Annotated in this window: 15 protein-coding genes and 2 tRNA genes; 4 read left to right on the top strand and 13 right to left on the bottom strand. The window is 44.6% G+C overall.

The features are described 5' to 3' along the window. Nucleotides 1-112: 112 nt before the first annotated feature. From infB to rlmE, 10 genes are all read right to left on the bottom strand, one after another. A complete protein-coding gene (gene infB, locus R8N49_RS02825) occupies nt 113-2,824 on the bottom strand; it encodes a translation initiation factor IF-2 (RefSeq protein WP_005380086.1) in 2,712 nt (903 codons plus the stop codon). A 22-nt stretch (nt 2,825-2,846) separates the two neighbouring features. Next, nucleotides 2,847-4,334, bottom strand: coding sequence for a transcription termination factor NusA (nusA, locus tag R8N49_RS02820; protein ID WP_005380084.1), 1,488 nt, complete (start codon nt 4,332-4,334; stop codon nt 2,847-2,849). A 36-nt stretch (nt 4,335-4,370) separates the two neighbouring features. Beyond that, nucleotides 4,371-4,826, bottom strand: coding sequence for a ribosome maturation factor RimP (gene rimP / locus R8N49_RS02815; protein ID WP_005386424.1), 456 nt, complete (start codon nt 4,824-4,826; stop codon nt 4,371-4,373). A 225-nt stretch (nt 4,827-5,051) separates the two neighbouring features. Beyond that, nucleotides 5,052-5,128: transfer RNA gene (locus tag R8N49_RS02810), tRNA-Met, on the bottom strand. Between the two features lie 56 nt (nt 5,129-5,184). After that, nucleotides 5,185-5,268 (bottom strand) — tRNA-Leu (locus R8N49_RS02805). A 16-nt stretch (nt 5,269-5,284) separates the two neighbouring features. After that, on the bottom strand, nt 5,285-5,623 hold the full coding sequence (gene secG / locus R8N49_RS02800; protein WP_005380080.1) for a preprotein translocase subunit SecG: 339 nt from the start codon (nt 5,621-5,623) through the stop codon (nt 5,285-5,287). 220 nt (nt 5,624-5,843) lie between these two features. Continuing rightward, nucleotides 5,844-7,184, bottom strand: a complete 1,341-nt coding sequence (gene glmM, locus R8N49_RS02795; protein ID WP_005388992.1) for a phosphoglucosamine mutase — start codon at nt 7,182-7,184, stop codon at nt 5,844-5,846. Nucleotides 7,185-7,203: 19 nt separating this feature from the next. Next, the gene (folP, locus tag R8N49_RS02790) at nt 7,204-8,034 is read right to left on the bottom strand and encodes a dihydropteroate synthase (protein WP_258489283.1); all 831 of its coding nucleotides are present in this window, start codon (nt 8,032-8,034) and stop codon (nt 7,204-7,206) included. Between the two features lie 52 nt (nt 8,035-8,086). Further along, nucleotides 8,087-10,060, bottom strand: a complete 1,974-nt coding sequence (gene ftsH / locus R8N49_RS02785; protein ID WP_017635895.1) for an ATP-dependent zinc metalloprotease FtsH — start codon at nt 10,058-10,060, stop codon at nt 8,087-8,089. Nucleotides 10,061-10,168: 108 nt separating this feature from the next. Next, on the bottom strand, nt 10,169-10,798 hold the full coding sequence (rlmE, locus tag R8N49_RS02780) for a 23S rRNA (uridine(2552)-2'-O)-methyltransferase RlmE (protein ID WP_005388985.1): 630 nt from the start codon (nt 10,796-10,798) through the stop codon (nt 10,169-10,171). A 138-nt stretch (nt 10,799-10,936) separates the two neighbouring features. On the opposite strand from rlmE, the gene yhbY reads away from it, so the two are divergent. After that, nucleotides 10,937-11,233 (top strand): ribosome assembly RNA-binding protein YhbY, encoded by a 297-nt coding sequence (yhbY, locus tag R8N49_RS02775; RefSeq protein ID WP_005380066.1) that lies wholly within the window; start codon nt 10,937-10,939, stop codon nt 11,231-11,233. Between the two features lie 84 nt (nt 11,234-11,317). Here the strand turns inward: yhbY and greA are convergent, their stop codons facing one another. Beyond that, nucleotides 11,318-11,791, bottom strand: coding sequence for a transcription elongation factor GreA (gene greA / locus R8N49_RS02770; RefSeq protein ID WP_005380065.1), 474 nt, complete (start codon nt 11,789-11,791; stop codon nt 11,318-11,320). 545 nt (nt 11,792-12,336) lie between these two features. On the opposite strand from greA, the gene R8N49_RS02765 reads away from it, so the two are divergent. Together R8N49_RS02765 and dacB are read left to right on the top strand one after the other, a co-directional pair. Beyond that, nucleotides 12,337-13,359, top strand: coding sequence for a porin (locus R8N49_RS02765; protein ID WP_005380064.1), 1,023 nt, complete (start codon nt 12,337-12,339; stop codon nt 13,357-13,359). 186 nt (nt 13,360-13,545) lie between these two features. Further along, the gene (gene dacB, locus R8N49_RS02760; RefSeq protein WP_017820417.1) at nt 13,546-14,967 is read left to right on the top strand and encodes a serine-type D-Ala-D-Ala carboxypeptidase; all 1,422 of its coding nucleotides are present in this window, start codon (nt 13,546-13,548) and stop codon (nt 14,965-14,967) included. On the opposite strand, the gene R8N49_RS02755 is transcribed toward dacB, so the two are convergent. After that, a complete protein-coding gene (locus R8N49_RS02755; RefSeq protein ID WP_258489271.1) occupies nt 14,946-15,791 on the bottom strand; it encodes a magnesium transporter in 846 nt (281 codons plus the stop codon). The two genes, dacB and R8N49_RS02755, sit on opposite strands and share 22 nt — an antisense overlap. Before the next feature lie 418 nt (nt 15,792-16,209). Continuing rightward, complete coding sequence (tyrS, locus tag R8N49_RS02750; RefSeq protein ID WP_017820416.1) at nt 16,210-17,397, bottom strand: tyrosine--tRNA ligase; 1,188 nt, start codon at nt 17,395-17,397, stop codon at nt 16,210-16,212. 130 nt (nt 17,398-17,527) lie between these two features. Here tyrS and R8N49_RS02745 point away from each other — a divergent pair, with 130 nt between their 5' ends. Continuing rightward, nucleotides 17,528-18,820: a peptidoglycan DD-metalloendopeptidase family protein gene (locus tag R8N49_RS02745; RefSeq protein WP_258489272.1), complete on the top strand. Its 1,293-nt coding sequence runs from the start codon at nt 17,528-17,530 to the stop codon at nt 18,818-18,820. Nucleotides 18,821-18,845: the final 25 nt, after the last annotated feature.

The raw sequence follows: 18,845 nt of genomic DNA, 5'->3' as shown, positions 1-18,845 counted from the left end.
CTTTACTCTTATATAGAAAGAATGGGGGGTTGGTCAAAGCCAGCCCCCCATGGTGTATTCAACAACCAATTACTACTTATCTTTCAAAGACAATATTAGTAATTTTAGTCAATTAGTCTAGAGTACGTTTAATTTCAACGATTTCGAAGACTTCGATTTGGTCACCAACGCGAACATCATTGTAGTTCTTAACGCCGATACCACATTCGTAGCCATTCTTAACTTCTTGAACGTCATCTTTGAAACGACGTAGTGACTCTAGTTCACCTTCGTAAATAACAACGTTATCACGTAGTACACGGATTGGGTTGTTACGCTTGATCACACCTTCTGTAACCATACAACCAGCGATAGCGCCCAGTTTCGGTGACTTAAACACGTCACGAACTTCAGCAAGACCAATGATCTCTTGCTTGAATTCTGGAGCAAGCATACCGCCCATTGCTTGTTTCACTTCGTCAATCAATTGGTAAATGATTGAGTAGTAACGTAAGTCAACAGCTGCGGCTTCAACAGCACGACGAGCAGAAGCATCTGCTCGAACGTTAAAGCCAAGGATGATTGCGTTTGAAGCTTCCGCTAGTACTACGTCAGTTTCAGTAATACCACCAACACCAGAACCAACGATGTTCACTTTAACTTCGTCAGTAGATAGCTTAACTAGTGAGTCTGCGATTGCTTCTACAGAACCTTGAACGTCTGCTTTAAGTACAACGTTAAGTTCAGCAACTTCACCAGCAGTCATGTTAGAGAACATGTTCTCTAGTTTAGATTTCTGCTGACGAGCAAGTTTCACTTCACGGAACTTACCAGCACGGTAGTTAGCTACTTCACGCGCTTTACGCTCGTCACGAACTACTGTTGCTTCATCACCTGAAGATGGTACACCTGAAAGACCTAGGATCTCTACAGGGATAGATGGGCCAGCCGAAGTAATTTCTTTACCTAGCTCATCACGCATTGCACGAACACGGCCGTATTCTTGACCACAAAGAACGATGTCGCCTTTGTTTAGTGTACCTGATTGAACAAGTACTGTTGCAACTGGACCACGACCTTTATCTAGGCGAGATTCAACAACAACACCAGATGCCATGCCTTCAGCTACAGCTGTAAGTTCAAGAACTTCAGACTGAAGAAGGATTGCTTCTAGAAGACCATCGATGTTTGTACCCTGTTTAGCAGAGATGTGAACGAACATGTTCTCACCGCCCCACTCTTCAGGAATAACGTCGTATTGAGCAAGCTCGTTCTTAACGTTATCTGGGTTCGCGTCTTCTTTATCGATCTTGTTCACAGCAACAATTAGAGGAACGCCTGCCGCTTTCGCGTGCTGAATCGCTTCTACTGTTTGTGGCATTACGCCATCGTCTGCTGCAACTACAAGAACAACGATATCTGTTGCTTGAGCACCACGAGCACGCATTGCAGTAAACGCTGCGTGTCCAGGAGTATCAAGGAACGTGATCATGCCGTTGTCTGTTTCAACGTGGTACGCACCAATGTGCTGAGTAATACCACCCGCTTCGCCAGAAGCAACGTGTGTGCGACGGATGTAGTCAAGTGTTGACGTTTTACCGTGGTCAACGTGACCCATGATAGTAACAACTGGAGCACGTGGAACTGCTTCCGCGTTAGTGTCACGGTCAGATAGTACCGCTTCTTCCAGTTCGTTCTCTTTACGAAGAACTACTTTATGGCCCATTTCTTCAGCAACAAGTTGTGCTGTTTCTTGGTCGATCACTTGGTTGATAGTCGCCATAGCGCCCATCTTCATCATTACTTTGATAACTTCTGTCGCTTTAACCGACATCTTGTTAGCGAGTTCTGATAGAACGATCGTTTCGCCAATTACAACGTCTTGCTTAGCAACCGTTGCTGACTTATCAAACCCGTGCTGCATTGAAGTCGGCTTAGCAAGTTTGCCCTTACGACCTCTACCGCCACGTTGGTTGTTACGGCCACCGCGAGCTTGGTCGTCTTTACCCGAAGCTGCTTTTTTCTTCTTACGACGACCGCCTTCTACTTTGCGATCTGCTTCATCTTCGGCTTCACGTGCGTATTGTGAAGTCGTTACATGGTAATCTGTATCTTCCATATCACCCTTTTTCTCTTCTGCAGCAGACCAACGCTCTTTATTCTTTTCAGCCAATTCGCGAGCTTCTTCAAGCTTGCGCTGACTTTCCTCTTCAGCCTTACGCTTAGCTTCTTCTTCCTGACGACGTTTAAGCTCGTCGGCCTCTTTTCGCGCTGCTTCTTGCTTAATTTTCTCTTCAGCATCACGCTTTGCTTTTTCTTCAGCATTACGTTGTGCATTCGTATCTACGTCTCGCTTCGCTTTTTCTTCAGCTTCACGTTTCGCTTTTTCTTCCGCTTCACGTTTTGCAGCTTCTTCAGCTTCACGTTTTGCAGCTTCTTCAGCTTCACGTTTTGCAGCTTCTTCTGCTGCACGTTTTGCTGCTTCTTCTGCTTCACGTTGTGCTGCTTCTTCAGCTTCACGTTTCGCTTCATCTTCAATTGTGCTGCGCTTCACGTATGTACGTTTTTTGCGCACCTCAACCTGAACATTCTTACTCTTACCACCACCCGCGTTCACACTAAGTGTACTACGAGTTTTACGCTGAAGCGTAAGGCGAGTCGGCTCTGAATCACCTGATTTATCACCGTGTTCTTTCTTTAAATGAGAGAGAAGCTTCTGCTTCTCTTCATCAGTAACATTGTCAGAGCTCGCCTTTTTAATGCCAGCGTCAGCAAGTTGTTCAATCAAGCGGTCGACTGGCGTACCAATCTCATCACTCAGTGCTTTAACTGTTAATTGTGTCATGCCGCTTCCTCCTTGCCGAAAATTATGCTTCTTCGCCGAACCAACAGATGTTACGTGCGGCCATAATTAGCTCACCTGCACGTTCTTCGGTCAGGCCTTCGATACCTTCTAAATCGTCAATACCTTGGTCAGCAAGATCTTCCAGTGTCGCTACACCTTTCGCTGCCAATTTAAATGCCATCTCACGCTCAAGACCTTCAAGTGCAAGTAGGTCCTCAGCTGGTTCTAGACCTTCAAAAGACTCTTCTTGTGCTAGTGCGATCGTCGTTAGTGCATCTTTTGCACGTCCACGAAGCTCTTCGATTAGTTCTTCATTCAAACCATCGATTTCTAGTAGCTCGTTAACTGGCACGTATGCGATTTCTTCTAGCGTTGAGAAACCTTCTTCAACAAGAAGTTGAGCGAAGTCTTCTTCAATATCTAGGTACTTCATGAAGTTTTCAATAGATGCTTGTGATTCTTCAGCGTGTTTCTTCTGAAGATCAGCAACTGTCATAACATTCAGTTCCCAACCTGTTAGTTGAGATGCTAGACGCACGTTTTGACCGTTACGACCAATAGCTTGCGCTAGGTTGTCAGCTTCAACTGCGATGTCCATTGAGTGTGCATCCTCATCAACGATGATAGAAGCAACATCAGCTGGCGCCATTGCGTTGATAACGAATTGAGCTGGGTTATCATCCCAAAGAACGATATCGATACGCTCACCACCAAGTTCGCCAGAAACAGCTTGTACACGTGCACCACGCATACCAACACACGCACCTACAGGGTCGATACGTTTGTCATTTGTTTTGACAGCGATCTTAGCGCGAGAACCAGGATCACGTGCTGCGCCTTTCAACTCGATAATATCTTCTGCGATTTCAGGCACTTCAACACGGAACAGTTCTGCCAACATTTCTGGCTTAGAACGAGTGATGAACAATTGGAAACCACGTGCTTCAGGCGCGACTTTGTAAAGAAGGCCACGTACGCGGTCGCCTGGACGGAAGTTTTCACGAGGAAGTTGGTCATCACGCAGGATTACCGCTTCAGCGTTATTACCAAGATCAAGCACGATTGTGTCACGGTTTACTTTTTTCACGACACCAGTGATTAGATCACCTTCATTGTCGATGAACTGTTCAACGATTTGTGCGCGCTCAGCTTCACGAACTTTTTGTACGATAACTTGCTTAGCAGTTTGAGTCGTAATACGGTCAAACGTTACTGATTCGATTTCGTCTTCTACGTAGTCGCCAAGCTCGATTGAATCATCTTCGTATTGCGCTGCTTCTAGTGAGATCTCTTTTGTAGGGTTCTCAACGTCATCAACAACTAACCAACGGCGGTAAGTTACAAATTCACCGGTTTTACGGTCAATGGCAACACGTACGTCGATTTCGATTTCGTATTTTTTCTTTGTAGAAGTTGCTAGAGCAATCTCAAGAGCCTCAAAGATACGCTCACGAGGTACCGCTTTTTCGTTCGATACCGCTTCTGCTACCGCTAAAATTTCTTTACTCATTGTATTTAGCCTCTAAGCTTAAACTTTTTTAGGGAACTAAAATTTAGGGATCAGGTTAGCTTTGGAAATGTTACTTAGAGCAAACTCTTCTTGCTGACCGTCTACAGTAATTGTCACTGTTTCGCCATCAACACCGTGGATAATACCTTTCCACTTACGACGGTTTGCTACAGCCATTTTCAATACGATGCTGACCTCGTGACCAATAAATTGCTCGTAATGTGCTGCTTTAAAAAGTGGTCTTTCTAAACCTGGAGAAGACACTTCTAGGCTGTAAGCAACAGAAATTGGATCTTCAACGTCTAAAACTGCACTAACTTGGTGGCTAACTTCTGCACAGTCGTCTACGTTAATACCATTTTCATGGTCAATGTAGATACGTAACGTTGAGTGCGCGCCTGCACGAATGAATTCTAATCCAACTAACTCATAACCTGATGCCGCTACTGGCGCGTCAAGCATTTCAGTAAGTTGTCTTTCTAAACCAGTCATTTAACCACTCCAGAAACAAAAAAAGGGCTCAGAGCCCAATCAAAAAACCAAGCAGTATCTGAGCTATTTCAAAAAGCTCAGATAACAAAAAACCCCGATAGTCGGGGTTTTATGCTGCTGGACCCTGATACGTTAAGAATAGCCAACAATTGCTTTTCTTAACTCGTAGTGTGGTTAGCACTACGCAAACTTGCCAATCTACGATTTCCTTTTAAAGAAAGAGATTGGTTGCGGGGGCCGGATTTGAACCGACGACCTTCGGGTTATGAGCCCGACGAGCTACCAAGCTGCTCCACCCCGCGTCCGACTTGCTGAGCATTATACTCGCAAACAAGTGATTTACAAGTTTGTAAATACATGGTGCCGAGAGAGGGACTCGAACCCTCACACCTAAGGCACTAGCACCTCATGCTAGCGTGTCTACCAATTTCACCATCTCGGCATCAAAACCTTACAGCTTATTGAGGAATTTCATCACCCGCAGGGGCAGGAACTTCACTCGCTGCATCCTTAACTTGTTCGACAACTGGTTGACCTAACGTTGGGTCTACCCATTGTGATTCAGTCTGGTGCGTAGACATACGACCAAGTAACAAGCTAACGATAAAGAATACGGTTGCTAAAATAGCAGTTGTTCGGGTTAAGAAATTACCTGAGCCGCCAGCACCAAACACTGTGTTTGAAGCACCAGCACCGAACGAGGCTCCCATATCTGCGCCTTTACCTTGTTGAATCAACACAAGGCCAATCACACCAAGCGCTGCCAACAGGTAAATCACAAGTAGAACTGAAAACATTTTTTCCACCTATGTTCCAAATTGTTGAGCCAGCGCCGTTCAAAAGAACAAATCATAATGAACAAGGCTAGCGACCTCCTAACGGGAGGCGGAGCAATACTAGCGAAAGCCAGTAACGCTGACAAGGGAAAATTAGTAAAAAATCAATGCCAATGCGTTAAGCGCTCAAAAAAAGGGCAAAAGATGCCCTTTTCATTCAAGACATGCTTTAACGCAATGATTAACAACTTGCTTTAACAGCCTCAGCGATTTTCAATGCTGAGTGTTGAACTAGTTCACCATCTTCGCCTTCCACCATAACGCGGATCAAAGGCTCAGTGCCAGACTTACGCAGCAGTACACGCCCTTTATCACCAAGTGTCGCCTCTACTTCAGCGACAGCGTTTAATACAGCTGTAGCTTCAAGAGGGTTACTTTCTCCTGAGAAACGGACATTTTCTAAAACCTGAGGATATAATGTCATTCCTTGCGATAGTTCATATAAAGACATATCGCTGCCAATTACAGAAGCAAGTACTTGAAGTGCAGCAACAATCGCATCGCCGGTTGTGACTTTATCTAATAAGATCACATGGCCTGAGTTTTCAGCACCAATTTTCCAACCTTTTTCTAGCAGTTGCTCCATGACATAACGGTCACCAACAGCAGCACGTACAAACGGAATGCCTAGCTGCTTTAAACCATTTTCCATACCCAAGTTAGTCATTAGTGTACCAACAACACCACCCTTTAGCTCACCACGACGAAGTGCATCACGAGCGATGATATAAGCAATTTGGTCACCATCAACTTTGTTACCTAGGTGGTCGACCATAATGATGCGGTCACCATCACCATCAAATGCGAGACCAAGATGCGCTTGCTCTTCAACAACACGCTGTTGAAGAGCTCGTACGTCTGTTGCGCCCACTTTTTCATTAATGTTGATGCCGTTAGGCTCTACGCCCATAGCGATAACTTCTGCCCCAAGTTCTTTGAAAACATTTGGAGCGATGTGGTACGTTGCACCGTGCGCACAGTCTACTACGATCTTAAAGTTCGCAAGGCTCAACTCAGATGGGAAAGTACTCTTACAGAATTCGATGTAACGACCAGCTGCATCATTTAGGCGGGTTGCTTTACCAAGCTCAGCAGACTCCACACATTCAATTTCTTTATCTAACTCAGCTTCGATCGCCAATTCGATATCGTCAGGTAGCTTAGTACCCTCAGAAGAAAAGAATTTAATGCCGTTGTCGTAATATGGGTTATGTGATGCAGAAATCACAATACCAGCCTCGGCACGGAAAGTCTGAGTTAAATATGCCACAGCTGGAGTTGGCATGGGACCAGTAAATGTTGCTTTAAGTCCCGCAGCTGCAAGGCCAGCCTCTAGTGCAGATTCAAGCATATAACCTGAAATACGTGTATCTTTACCTATGATAACTTTCTTTGTGCCTTGTTTCGCTAGTACACGACCAGCAGCCCAGCCAAGCTTAAGTACGAAGTCTGGAGTGATTGGGTATTGTCCTACTTTACCGCGCACACCGTCAGTACCAAAGTAACGTCTTTCATTCGACATAAACTTTCCTTTATTATTTTTAAATATTGTTTTTCGTCATCTCAACAACTTTCATCGCTTCGATTGTCTCTTCAAAGTCATGCACGCGAATGATCTGCGCGCCTTTCATCGCGGCAATCGTAGCACAAACGACACTTGCGTTCGTACACTCTGCCGCTGGCTTGTCTAACAGTTTGAAGATCATGGATTTACGAGACATGCCAGCCAAAATAGGCAGGCCGAATTCATGAAACTTTTCAAGATGAGCAAGCATATGATAATTGTGTTCGATTGTTTTGCCAAAGCCAAACCCAGGATCGAGAATCAGTTGAGATTTATCAATCCCTGCTGCTTCACACGCCGCGATACGTTCTTCTAGAAAAGCCGACACGTCCCCCATTAAATCATCATAATGAGGGTCAACTTGCATGGTCCTAGGCTGACCTTTCATATGCATCAGACAAATTGGAAGGTTTGCTTCTGCTGCGACTTCCAGAGCACCTGGCTCTTGCAGCGAGCGGATGTCATTGATCAAATCAGCCCCAGCATCAATTGCTTGACGCATCACTTCTGCTTTACTGGTGTCAACGGAAATCCATACATCATATTTTTCACGAATGGCTTTGATTACTGGGACAACACGCCTAAGCTCTTCTTCCAAAGACACATTCGGTGCACCAGGTCTTGTTGATTCACCACCAACATCAACAATACTTACACCAGCCTTTATCATTTTATCAACTTGAGCAAGAGCAAGTTCAATTGAGTTGTATTTACCGCCATCCGAAAAGGAATCCGGTGTCACATTTAGAATGGCCATGACATGTGGACGCGAAAGGTCCAAAGATTTGTTATTTGCTGTAATCATCATCATAAACACAAAAACCCCGAGATAACTCGGGGTTTAATATTATCGATACTCTTTATTCAGAGTCTTTCTTTTCAGGCGCTTCGTTAGAAGTTGTTTCAGAAGAGCTAGGCTGTTCTGCATCTTTCGCAGTCTCCGTTGCTTCTTCTTTAACTTCTTGCTTTGCTTGAGGCTTGTCGCTGTCTTCTGGTTTGCTTGCTGAGTTATCACTCCAGCCCGCAGGCTCACGAATTTCAGCTTTGCGCTCCATTAAGTCATCAATCTGGCGAGCATCAATGGTTTCATACTTCATCAGCGCATCTTTCATCGCATGCATGATATCCATGTTCTCTTGAAGAATCTTCTTCGCACGATCGTAGTTGCGGTCAATGATCTGACGAACTTCGTCATCAATCAACTTCGCTGTATCGTCAGACACATGTTTAGTCTGAGTTACACTACGCCCTAAGAACACTTCGCCTTCATCTTCTGCATACAGCAGAGGGCCAAGCTTTTCAGAGAAACCCCATTGAGTAACCATCTTACGAGCAATATCTGTTGCGCGCTCGATATCATTAGAAGCACCGGTTGATACTTTGTCAGCACCGTAGATAAGTTCTTCTGCTAAACGACCACCGTACAAGCTAGAAATCATTGATTCTAGGTGTTGGCGAGACATACTCACGCGGTCCTGCTCTGGAAGGTACATTGTTACACCCAACGCACGACCACGTGGAATGATAGACACTTTGTACACTGGATCGTGTTCAGGAACCAAGCGACCAACAATCGCGTGACCCGCTTCGTGGTATGCGGTTGACTCTTTCACTTCCTCAGACATCACCATTGAACGGCGCTCAGCACCCATCATGATTTTGTCTTTCGCCAGTTCAAACTCAACCATAGAAACGTTGCGCTTGTTACCGCGCGCAGCAAACAGGGCTGCTTCGTTAACTAAGTTTGCTAGGTCAGCACCAGAGAAGCCTGGAGTACCACGTGCGATGAGAGAAGGCTCTACATCACCCGCTAGAGGGACCTTACGCATGTGAACTTTTAGGATCTGTTCACGGCCACGTACATCTGGAAGACCAACTACCACTTGACGGTCAAAACGACCAGGACGCAGTAGCGCAGGGTCTAGCACGTCCGGACGGTTAGTCGCAGCGATAACGATAATACCTTCGTTACCTTCGAAACCATCCATCTCAACGAGCATTTGGTTTAGTGTTTGTTCACGTTCATCATGACCACCACCAACACCTGCGCCACGTTGACGACCTACCGCATCGATCTCATCGATAAAGATGATACAAGGTGCAGCTTTCTTTGCTTGTTCAAACATGTCACGCACACGAGATGCACCAACACCAACGAACATTTCTACGAAATCAGAACCAGAGATAGTAAAGAATGGTACTTTCGCCTCACCGGCAATGGCTTTCGCTAGAAGCGTTTTACCCGTACCAGGAGGACCAACCATTAGAACACCCGTTGGAATCTTACCGCCCAGTTTTTGGAAGCGGCTTGGATCGCGTAGGTAGTCCACCAGCTCTTTCACGTCTTCTTTTGCTTCGTCACAACCAGCAACGTCAGCAAAAGTTGTCTTGATTTGTTCTTCGCTCATCATTCGAGCTTTGCTCTTACCAAAAGACATGGCGCCTTTACCACCGCCGCCTTGCATTTGACGCATGAAGAAAATCCATACACCAATTAGTAAGATCATTGGGAACCAAGAGATGAAGATAGTACCAAGCAAGCTTTGCTCTTCTGGAGGCGTGCCTTGTACTTTCACGTTTTGGTTAATTAGGTCATCTAGAAGCTTTTGGTCATACACTGGCATGTAAGTGACCATTTTGGCACCGCCGCCACGACGAACAAAGCTAATTTCACCGTCTTTAAAAGTTGCTTCTTGAATCTGGCCTTGGCCAACTTCCTGTACAAACGTGGTGTAATCCACGGTTCTGCCATTGCTTTCTCCAGGGCCAAAGCTCTGGAATACCGACATCAATACGACGGCGATAACAAGCCACAGAATTAAATTTTTTGCCATGTCACTCAAGGTGTAAGCCTCTCGATAACTAATTGTAATTAAAGGTAGGGTACTACAGTTCATTAACTGTAGCTATAGTGTTAACACGCTCTCAAGAGAGCAAAATGGTTAACCTTTGTAACCAGTGGCTACGACGAAGACCTCTCGAGAGCGAGCTCGCGATGAGTCTGGTTTTCTAATTTTTACGGCTTTAAACATGTCTCGGACTTCTTTCACATACTGATCGAAGCCTTCCCCTTGGAAAACCTTTACGACAAAGCTACCATTAGGCGCTAGAACTTGTCGACACATATCTAAAGCTAATTCAACTAAATACATAGCGCGAGGTTGATCAACAGAATTGTTTCCCGCGATGTTAGGCGCCATATCAGACATTACTACGTCTACCATGGAAGGTTGGATCCTTTCTAGCAAAGCTTCCAATACTGCATCATCACGAAAGTCGCCTTGTAAAAAGCTAACGCCAGCAATCGGGTCCATAGGAAGCAAGTCACACGCGATGATCTGACCACTGTCCCCTACTATCTTAGCAGCATATTGAGACCATCCGCCCGGCGCAGCCCCCAAGTCGACGACTGTCATTCCAGGCTTTAACAATTTATCTTTCGTTTGAATCTCATCGATCTTGAAATAAGCACGTGAGCGGTAGCCTTTTTTTCGGGCTTCATTCGCGTATTTATCATCAAAGTGTTCTTTCAACCAACGACCAGAACTAGCCGAATGTTTTTGTTTACTCATTTTAATCCCAACAAGGCACAAATTGGAGCTATTGTTTTAATAGGCGCTACCTATTACTCAATAAATTATAGTCTTCAGCAATAGATGGCGTTAAAATAGCTTTTTTCAACCCTTATTTTAAAGAAAATTGGCCGCGTAATGAACCTAAGCACCAAACAAAAGCAGCACCTTAAAGGCCTAGCTCACAGTTTAAAACCTGTTGTGCTAATGGGCGCAAATGGACTTACAGAAGCCGTGCTAGCAGAAATTGAAATCGCTCTTAACCATCACGAACTTATCAAAGTAAAAGTTGCTTCGGAAGATCGTGAAACAAAACAGCTAATCATCGACGCTATCGTACGTGAGACGGGCGCTGAAAAAGTTCAGACTATTGGTAAAGTGCTAGTGCTATACCGCCAGTCTGAAGAGCGTAAAATCGAAATCCCTCGTAAGTAACTCTACTTACGTTGCTGAAGAAAAAAGGTCGCCTGAGGCGACCTTTTTGCGTTTTATCAGGGCAGTAATGCTACTCCAAACGACCTAGATATATTCTACTCGGTCAATTTCGAAGTCTTTCGCGCCACCCGGAGTTTGAATAGCAACTTCATCGCCTTCCATCTTGCCAATCAGGCCACGAGCAATAGGTGAGCTCACTGAAATGCGACCTGCTTTGATATCGGCTTCGTCATCACCAACGATTTGGTACGTTTTTTCTTCTTCGGTGTCGATATCAATCAAGGTTACGGTTGAACCAAAAATAACTTTACCCGTGTTCTCCATCTTCGTTACATCAATAACTTGAGCAACTGACAGTTTGTATTCAATGTCACGGATTTGTGCTTCACAAATGCCCTGCTCTTCACGAGCGGCGTGATATTCAGCATTCTCTTTTAAATCACCTAGCTCACGAGCTTCAGCAATTGCCTCTGAGATCTGAGGACGTAGTTTAAGTAGACGATCGAGTTCTGCACGTAGCTTTTGCTCGCCACGTAGTGTCATTGGAACTTTTTCCATTTTATAACCTCAAGCCCAAATGGGTCTTTGGACAAAAAAAGCCCACCCTGTCATAGGACTGGGTAGTGCGCTTAAAGATGTATTTCGTTTAGTGTAAACAAACTCCCGGACGAAATCATCTTAATTCGAAAGACAGCAAGACTATGCCTTTTCGGCATAATGATATAACTCACTTTTAGAGCGGTTCTAGGGCGAATCACCTTCTCAATTTATTGAAAAACAACACTGTTCATTACACCAAAAACCTCAAAAAAGATAAAAACTAATCAATGTCAGGCCAATGTCATTGCCAATAATTTCAATCAAAAACAGTAACTTAAATAAAAACAACGCACAATTGAACAGTGTTCATCAGTGGGATTTATATCATTTTACTAACTCATACGGAAACTTTAGCAGTAAAACATGTCCAGCGAGTTGTTAGATCAATGGCTTACAAGTGCGAACTATATCGCTCAATTAGCCAATTTTGGACCAACAACTTGTGAGAGATCACCTCTCCCCCATACAACAATGATTATGGACAGCTAACTAGGACAAATAAGATGAAAAAGACTCTAATTGCTCTTTCTGTATCTGCAGCAGCTATGGCAACTGGCGTAAACGCAGCTGAACTTTACAACCAAGACGGTACTTCTCTAGAAATGGGCGGCCGTGCTGAAGCACGTCTATCTATGAAAGATGGCGACGCTCAAGACAAATCTCGCATCCGTCTAAACTTCCTTGGTAAACAAGAAATCAATGACAACCTATACGGTGTTGGTTTCTGGGAAGGTGAATTTGAGACTGCTCAAAACGGTACTGTAGACGGCGACGACAAGAGCGATCTAGAAACTCGTCTTGCTTACGCTGGTCTTGGCGGTGCTTACGGTGAGTTCGCATACGGTAAAACTGAAGGTGCACTAGGCGTTATCACTGACTTCACAGATATCATGGCTTACCACGGTAACTCTGCAGCAGACAAACTAGCTGTATCAGACCGTACAGACAACATGATGGCTTACAAAGGCCAGTTTGAAAACCTAAGCGTAAAAGCAAGCTACCGCTTCGCTGATCGTATGGAAAACAAAAACACTGGTGAGTACTACGACAACAAACAAGACGGTTACTCTCTATCTGCAATCTACGCTCTAGCTGACACTGGTCTTGAGCTAGGTGCTGGTTACGCAGATCAAGACAAAGCTAACGAGTACATGCTAGCTGCATCTTACACAATGTCTGATCTTTACTTCGCTGGTGTATTCACTGACGGCGAGAAAATGGAAGATTCAAACAACAGTAACACAGTTGATTACACTGGTTACGAGCTAGCGGGTGCTTACACTCTAGGCCAAACAGTATTTACAACATCATACAACAATGCAGAAACTAACAACGAAACTTCTGCAAACAACTTCGCTGTTGATGCTTCTTACTACTTCAAGCCTAACTTCCGTGGTTACATTTCTTACAACTTCAACCTGATTGATGCAGGTGACAAGTTTGGTTCAACTGACACTAGCAAAACAGTTGCAACTAAGATCGATGCTGAAGACGAGCTAGCTCTAGGTCTACGTTACGACTTCTAATTCCGGTCTTTGACTAGAATATCGAATGCCCGCTTTAAGCGGGCATTTTTTATACTTCATTTTAAGCAGCGCGCCTTTCTCTCGTGTCTCATTCATGAAGACATTTGAAGCATTTATTTAGTTACCTAGCATATTGAAAGGACTTGCGTATACTCAATCACATAACTCACCTTAGAAAGTATCATTATGCGTTTACGTTGGCCCTTACTCATATTCTCTTCATTACTTTCTGCTTTTTCACAAGCGTACCCTCATCAAGAGGTGTTGCCTGAAGGCGCCCGCATCAGTTTAGTTGCGGAAAAACTCAGTGAAAATGCTGAGCTTGACGGTGTTCATCCTACCGAACAACTGTTCCCACCAGCGAGTACATTAAAAATCGTCACCGCATTAGCCGCAAAGCTAGAACTGGGTGATAATTTCCGGTTTCGAACCAAGCTGGAAACGTCGAACTCAGATGCAGTGATTTACTTTGTCGGCGACCCAACACTCCAAACCAACGACTTAAAATCACTTCTCACTCTAGCTAAGAAAAATGGCTTAAAACGGATTAACGGTGACCTATGGCTCGATAACAGCGCATTCACTGGTTATAACCGTGCGGTGGGCTGGCCGTGGGATATCTTGGGAGTTTGCTACAGCGCTCCGGCATCGACCATCACACTCAATAACAACTGTGTACAAGCCTCTATCTATACACAAAAAGATGGTGGAACGCGGGTCTACGTACCAGAGCATCAACCTATTCGTGTCACAAGTACCGTAGAAACAGTTTCTAAAACCATTAAGAAAAGTCGTCATTGTGACTTAGGTTTAGTTGCAAATCCCGATAACAACTACAAGCTAACAGGGTGCTTGGTTGAAAGAGACAAACCATTGCCACTGAAATTTGCGGTTCAAGACCCTGAGCGTTACACCAGTCAAAGGTTGGCGACTTTGCTCAAGGAGCTCAACATTGGGGTATCAGGAAAGATTAGGGTCGGTACGGCGCCAGAAAAGCAGCGAAAGCTCATCGCAATGCATCAATCAAAGGCCTTACCAGACATTCTTGAAGATATGCTCAAAAACTCTGACAACTTGATTGCCGACACATTAACCAAAACACTTGGTGCTAAATTTTTCGTTCAGCCAGGCAGTTTTACTAACGGTACAGAAGCGATCAAGCAGATCATTTTCGCCAACACTGGTATTGATATTCGTAATGCGCGCCTAGAAGACGGCTCAGGACTTTCGCGAAATAACCGGATCTCCGCGACCAAGATGGCTGAAATGCTGCGCTATATTTGGAAGCATGAAAACGAACTCAAATTGATTGCCATCATGCCGAAATCAGGTGAATCCGGCACATTAAAGTACCGACAAAGTATGCGAAAACTTCCAATTAAAGGACAGCTGATCGCGAAAAGTGGCTCTATCTACGGGACTTACAATATGGCTGGATATGGCTTGGATAAAAATGGTCAACCTAACACCATTTTTGTTCAGTTTGTTTCAGACTACTTCCCAGAAAAACGGGACGACAACACACCTGTCATCGCCCCGATTACACATTTTGAGCAGCTTTTTTACAATGACATTGTGAACTTTAGTCAGGCAATACCTAAGAAATAGTTCACCACGTTAAAGTAAATCCACATTCCTGAAATATCGACGATAGACGCAAGAACTGGACTCACCAATACGGCTGGGTCCAACTTGCAAGCTCGTGCAATAATTGGCAACAGCCCGCCCAATGTTGTAGAAATGGTGACTTGAATGAACAGCGCAACTGCTATTGCCAGTGCGATATCGGTTAGTTCAAAGCCTCCTGTTGATTGTCCTGCACTAAATAACATAATGCGTCCAATCATCACGATAGCGATCGCTAGCGCAATAAATAGAGCGACTCGGCTCTCTTTCCACAAAACTTCTAACCATTGGCGTTTTTTTAACTCTCCAGTAGCAAGAGCACGAATCACCAAAGTTGCTGCTTGTGTTCCTGTGTTACCACCAGCAGCTGCAATCACTGGCATGTACACTGCAAGTAAAACAAGCTGACTAAGGGTGTCCTCATACTGAGCGATGATCAAGCCTGACACTATCCCTAAAAGAGCCAGCGCAATGAGCCATCCAATACGCTGTTTTACATGCCCTAAAACACTAGTTGATAAATAACCATCGGGTGTATCAACTTCAGACATATGCAGACCCAGTTGGTGAGCATAATGACGTGCGCGTTTGTCATGACCTGCTTGCTCAAGTTGAGCAATAAGACTATTCACATAGCCGACAGAGCAATGCTGTAAAATACCTACAGCCTCATCAATCGGCATAACCGTAAGCAAATGGACTTGTTGCTCTTGCTCGTACTGCAAGAATGCATTGCGAGCAGCACCAATTTCTACTTCAGAAAAGTTTGGTGTTGTTTCAATAAAAGTGTTGTTCATTACCGTCATGGCGAATCTCCCGATTGGCATTGGTAACGACCATCGACAAAGCATGAAAAGCCACTCTTGCACGCTAAAAGTCAGACAACAAATAAGATGCACAGAGAAAACCAATGCGAATGCACTGTCTATTCAGAATGTATGAAGGAAATAACGAGAAGAAAATTAGAAAAGATGCCTCACCACTTAGGTAAGGCGGAGATCGCCAATACCGAAGCGGGCTATTTCGCTCCCTTAATCTTACTCACCCAACGACTGGGAGGATGGTCGGTATTGTTCATGTAAATCTCCAATAGCGCTGCCATTATTGGCAGCGCTAGTATAGTAGCAAAGTTCATCAGGTATGGAAGTTTTACTTTGCCGTTTTTGCTAAATTTTCATACAAAAAAAGCGCCCTTCGGACGCTTTCATTTGCAGTCATTATGAATTACTGAATAGTAATACGAGCAAATTTACGTTTGCCTACTTGGAACACGTAAGTACCCGCTTCTGGAGCAAATTTGCTGTCCGCAATTTTTTCACCATCAATCTTCACAGCGCCCTGCTTAACCATGCGCATCGCATCTGACGATGATGGACATAAGCCTGCTTCTTTCAACAGATTACTCACTGGGCGACCTGCGTCAAAGTCAAACTCTGGCATTTCATCAGGAATTTGGTTCTTCGCAAAACGGTTTACGAATTCTTGCTCTGCTGCATCGGCATCGGCTTCACTGTGGAAACGAGCAATAATTTCTTTTGCTAGCAATACTTTGATGTCACGAGGGTTTTTGCCCGCTTCTACATCAGCTTTGAATTGAGCAATCTCTTCCAGAGGACGGAAAGAGAGCAGCTCGTAGTAGCTCCACATTAGGTCATCAGAAATAGACATGATTTTACCAAACATTTCGCTTGGCGCTTCGCTGATACCGATGTAGTTGTTTGCTGACTTAGACATCTTCTTCTCGCCATCAAGGCCCACTAGAAGCGGCATCATCAGTACAACCTGAGGTTTTTGACCGTGAGACTTTTGCAGTTCACGACCCATTAGAAGGTTGAACTTCTGGTCTGTACCACCTAATTCAACATCCGTTTCCATTGCTACTGAGTCCCAGCCTTGTAGAAGTGGGTACATGAACTCATGAATAGCAATTGGCTGACCACCCGCGTAACGCTTTTTAAAGTCGTCACGCTCTAGCATACGAGCAACGGTTTGGTTTGCCGCAAGGCGAATCATACCTTCTGCGCCCAGTTCAGACAGCCACTCAGAGTTAAACTGAATTTTAGTCTTTGCAGGATCGAGAATTTTGAACACTTGCTCTTTGTACGTTTCAGCGTTACGCAATACGTCTTCGCGACTTAGCGGTGGACGAGTTGTGTTTTTACCTGTTGGGTCACCAACCATTGCAGTGAAGTCACCGATTAGGAACGTCACTTCATGACCTAGTTCTTGGAACAAGCGAAGCTTATTGAAAATAACCGTATGGCCTAGGTGAATGTCAGGTGCTGTTGGATCAGCGCCCAATTTAATACGTAGAGGACGGTCTTCTTTTAGTTTTGCGATTAGCTCTTCTTCTGGAATCAGCTCTTCAACACCGCGCTTAATCTCGGCTAGTGCAGCTTCAATGCTCGCCATTCTTGTTCACTCCCACAGATTTGGCAAAAATATAATAGCTGAACATATTACTTGAATAGCGATGCATTTTGAAACACGTTAGACTAGGTAGTTGTCACTTTTTCCGTTTAATTTAGCAATCAAGTACCTCATGCATTCGATTTTTGTCCGACTTCCACTCTTGCACAAAGTATTGATCGGTTTTTTTAGTGCGCTGATTATCTTCGCGCTCTTCTTTTTACCTGATCCGCAAGACCTAGACCCGCAGCAGAGCCGATTAAAAGTTGGTCAACATTATCCTGTGCCAGTTTCCCTCGAACTCAGTGCACTAAATAGTTCATCGCCTGCGGTTCCCGCCGTGCTGCGCTGGGAGACATACAAGGTAAAAAATGGCGAGAGTGCTGCCATCTTATTTAGTCGCGTAGGGCTTTCTGCTCGTCTATTACATGAACTGGTGTCATCAGACAAAGAAGTGGAAAAACAGTTAACTCGGCTTCGACCTGGTGACCGATTGCAATTTGGTTTTGACGAAAATAACAACTTGGTGCAGCTAAGAAGAACACTAAGCGCGTTCGAGACTTTTCGTATCACATTAAAAGACGGCAAGTACGTTTCTGAAGTTGATAAAAAAGAAGTCGACTTCCAGTACAACTACGCTGAAGCCACCATCAAATCAAACTTTTGGAATGCAGGAATATCTTCTGGATTAAATGGTAACCAAATCATGGAACTGGCTGGCATATTTGGTTGGGACATCGACTTTGCTTTAGATATTCGTAAAAACGACAGCTTCCGAGTACTTTACCAAGAGGAAGTGGTAGAAGGTGAAGTAATCGGCCGTGGAAAAATCATTGCTGCGATCTTTAAAAACCAAGGCGATACCTTTACCGCAATATTGGATCAGAAAAGTGGCAAGTATTACGACGAAAATGGGCGTGCAATGAAAAAAGCATTCTTACGCGCGCCGTTGGACTTCCGTCGAGTTTCGTCTAATTTCAACCCACGCCGCTTACATCCAGTGACGGGACGCGTTCGTCCTCATAGAGGCACGGACTATGCGGCACCAGTGGGCACCCCGATTTGGGCGGCTGGTGATGGCGTTGTTCAAAAATCGTCTTACAACAAATTTAATGGTAACTACGTTTTCATTAAACATAGCAATACTTACATTACCAAGTACCTGCACTTAACCAAACGTACTGTACGAGCTGGTCAACGCGTTAAGCAAGGCCAAACCATTGGTACGCTTGGCGGAACTGGCCGTGTAACTGGCCCTCACCTGCACTATGAGTTCCTTGTGAATGGTATCCATAAAAACCCGCGCACGGTGAATTTGCCACAATCTAAATCCCTGACAGGCAAAGCGAGACAAACTTTCATGGCAAACGCGAAAATTAGCATGGACAAGCTTGAACGCTACAGCAAACTGTTAGCAATGAAGTAAGCCAGGTATTGAAAAGGGCAGCGAA

Source organism: Vibrio sp. 1978, from assembly GCF_033344345.1.
Note: the sequence above shows the minus strand (reverse complement) of the source record. Positions and strands in the feature narration are given on the sequence as shown.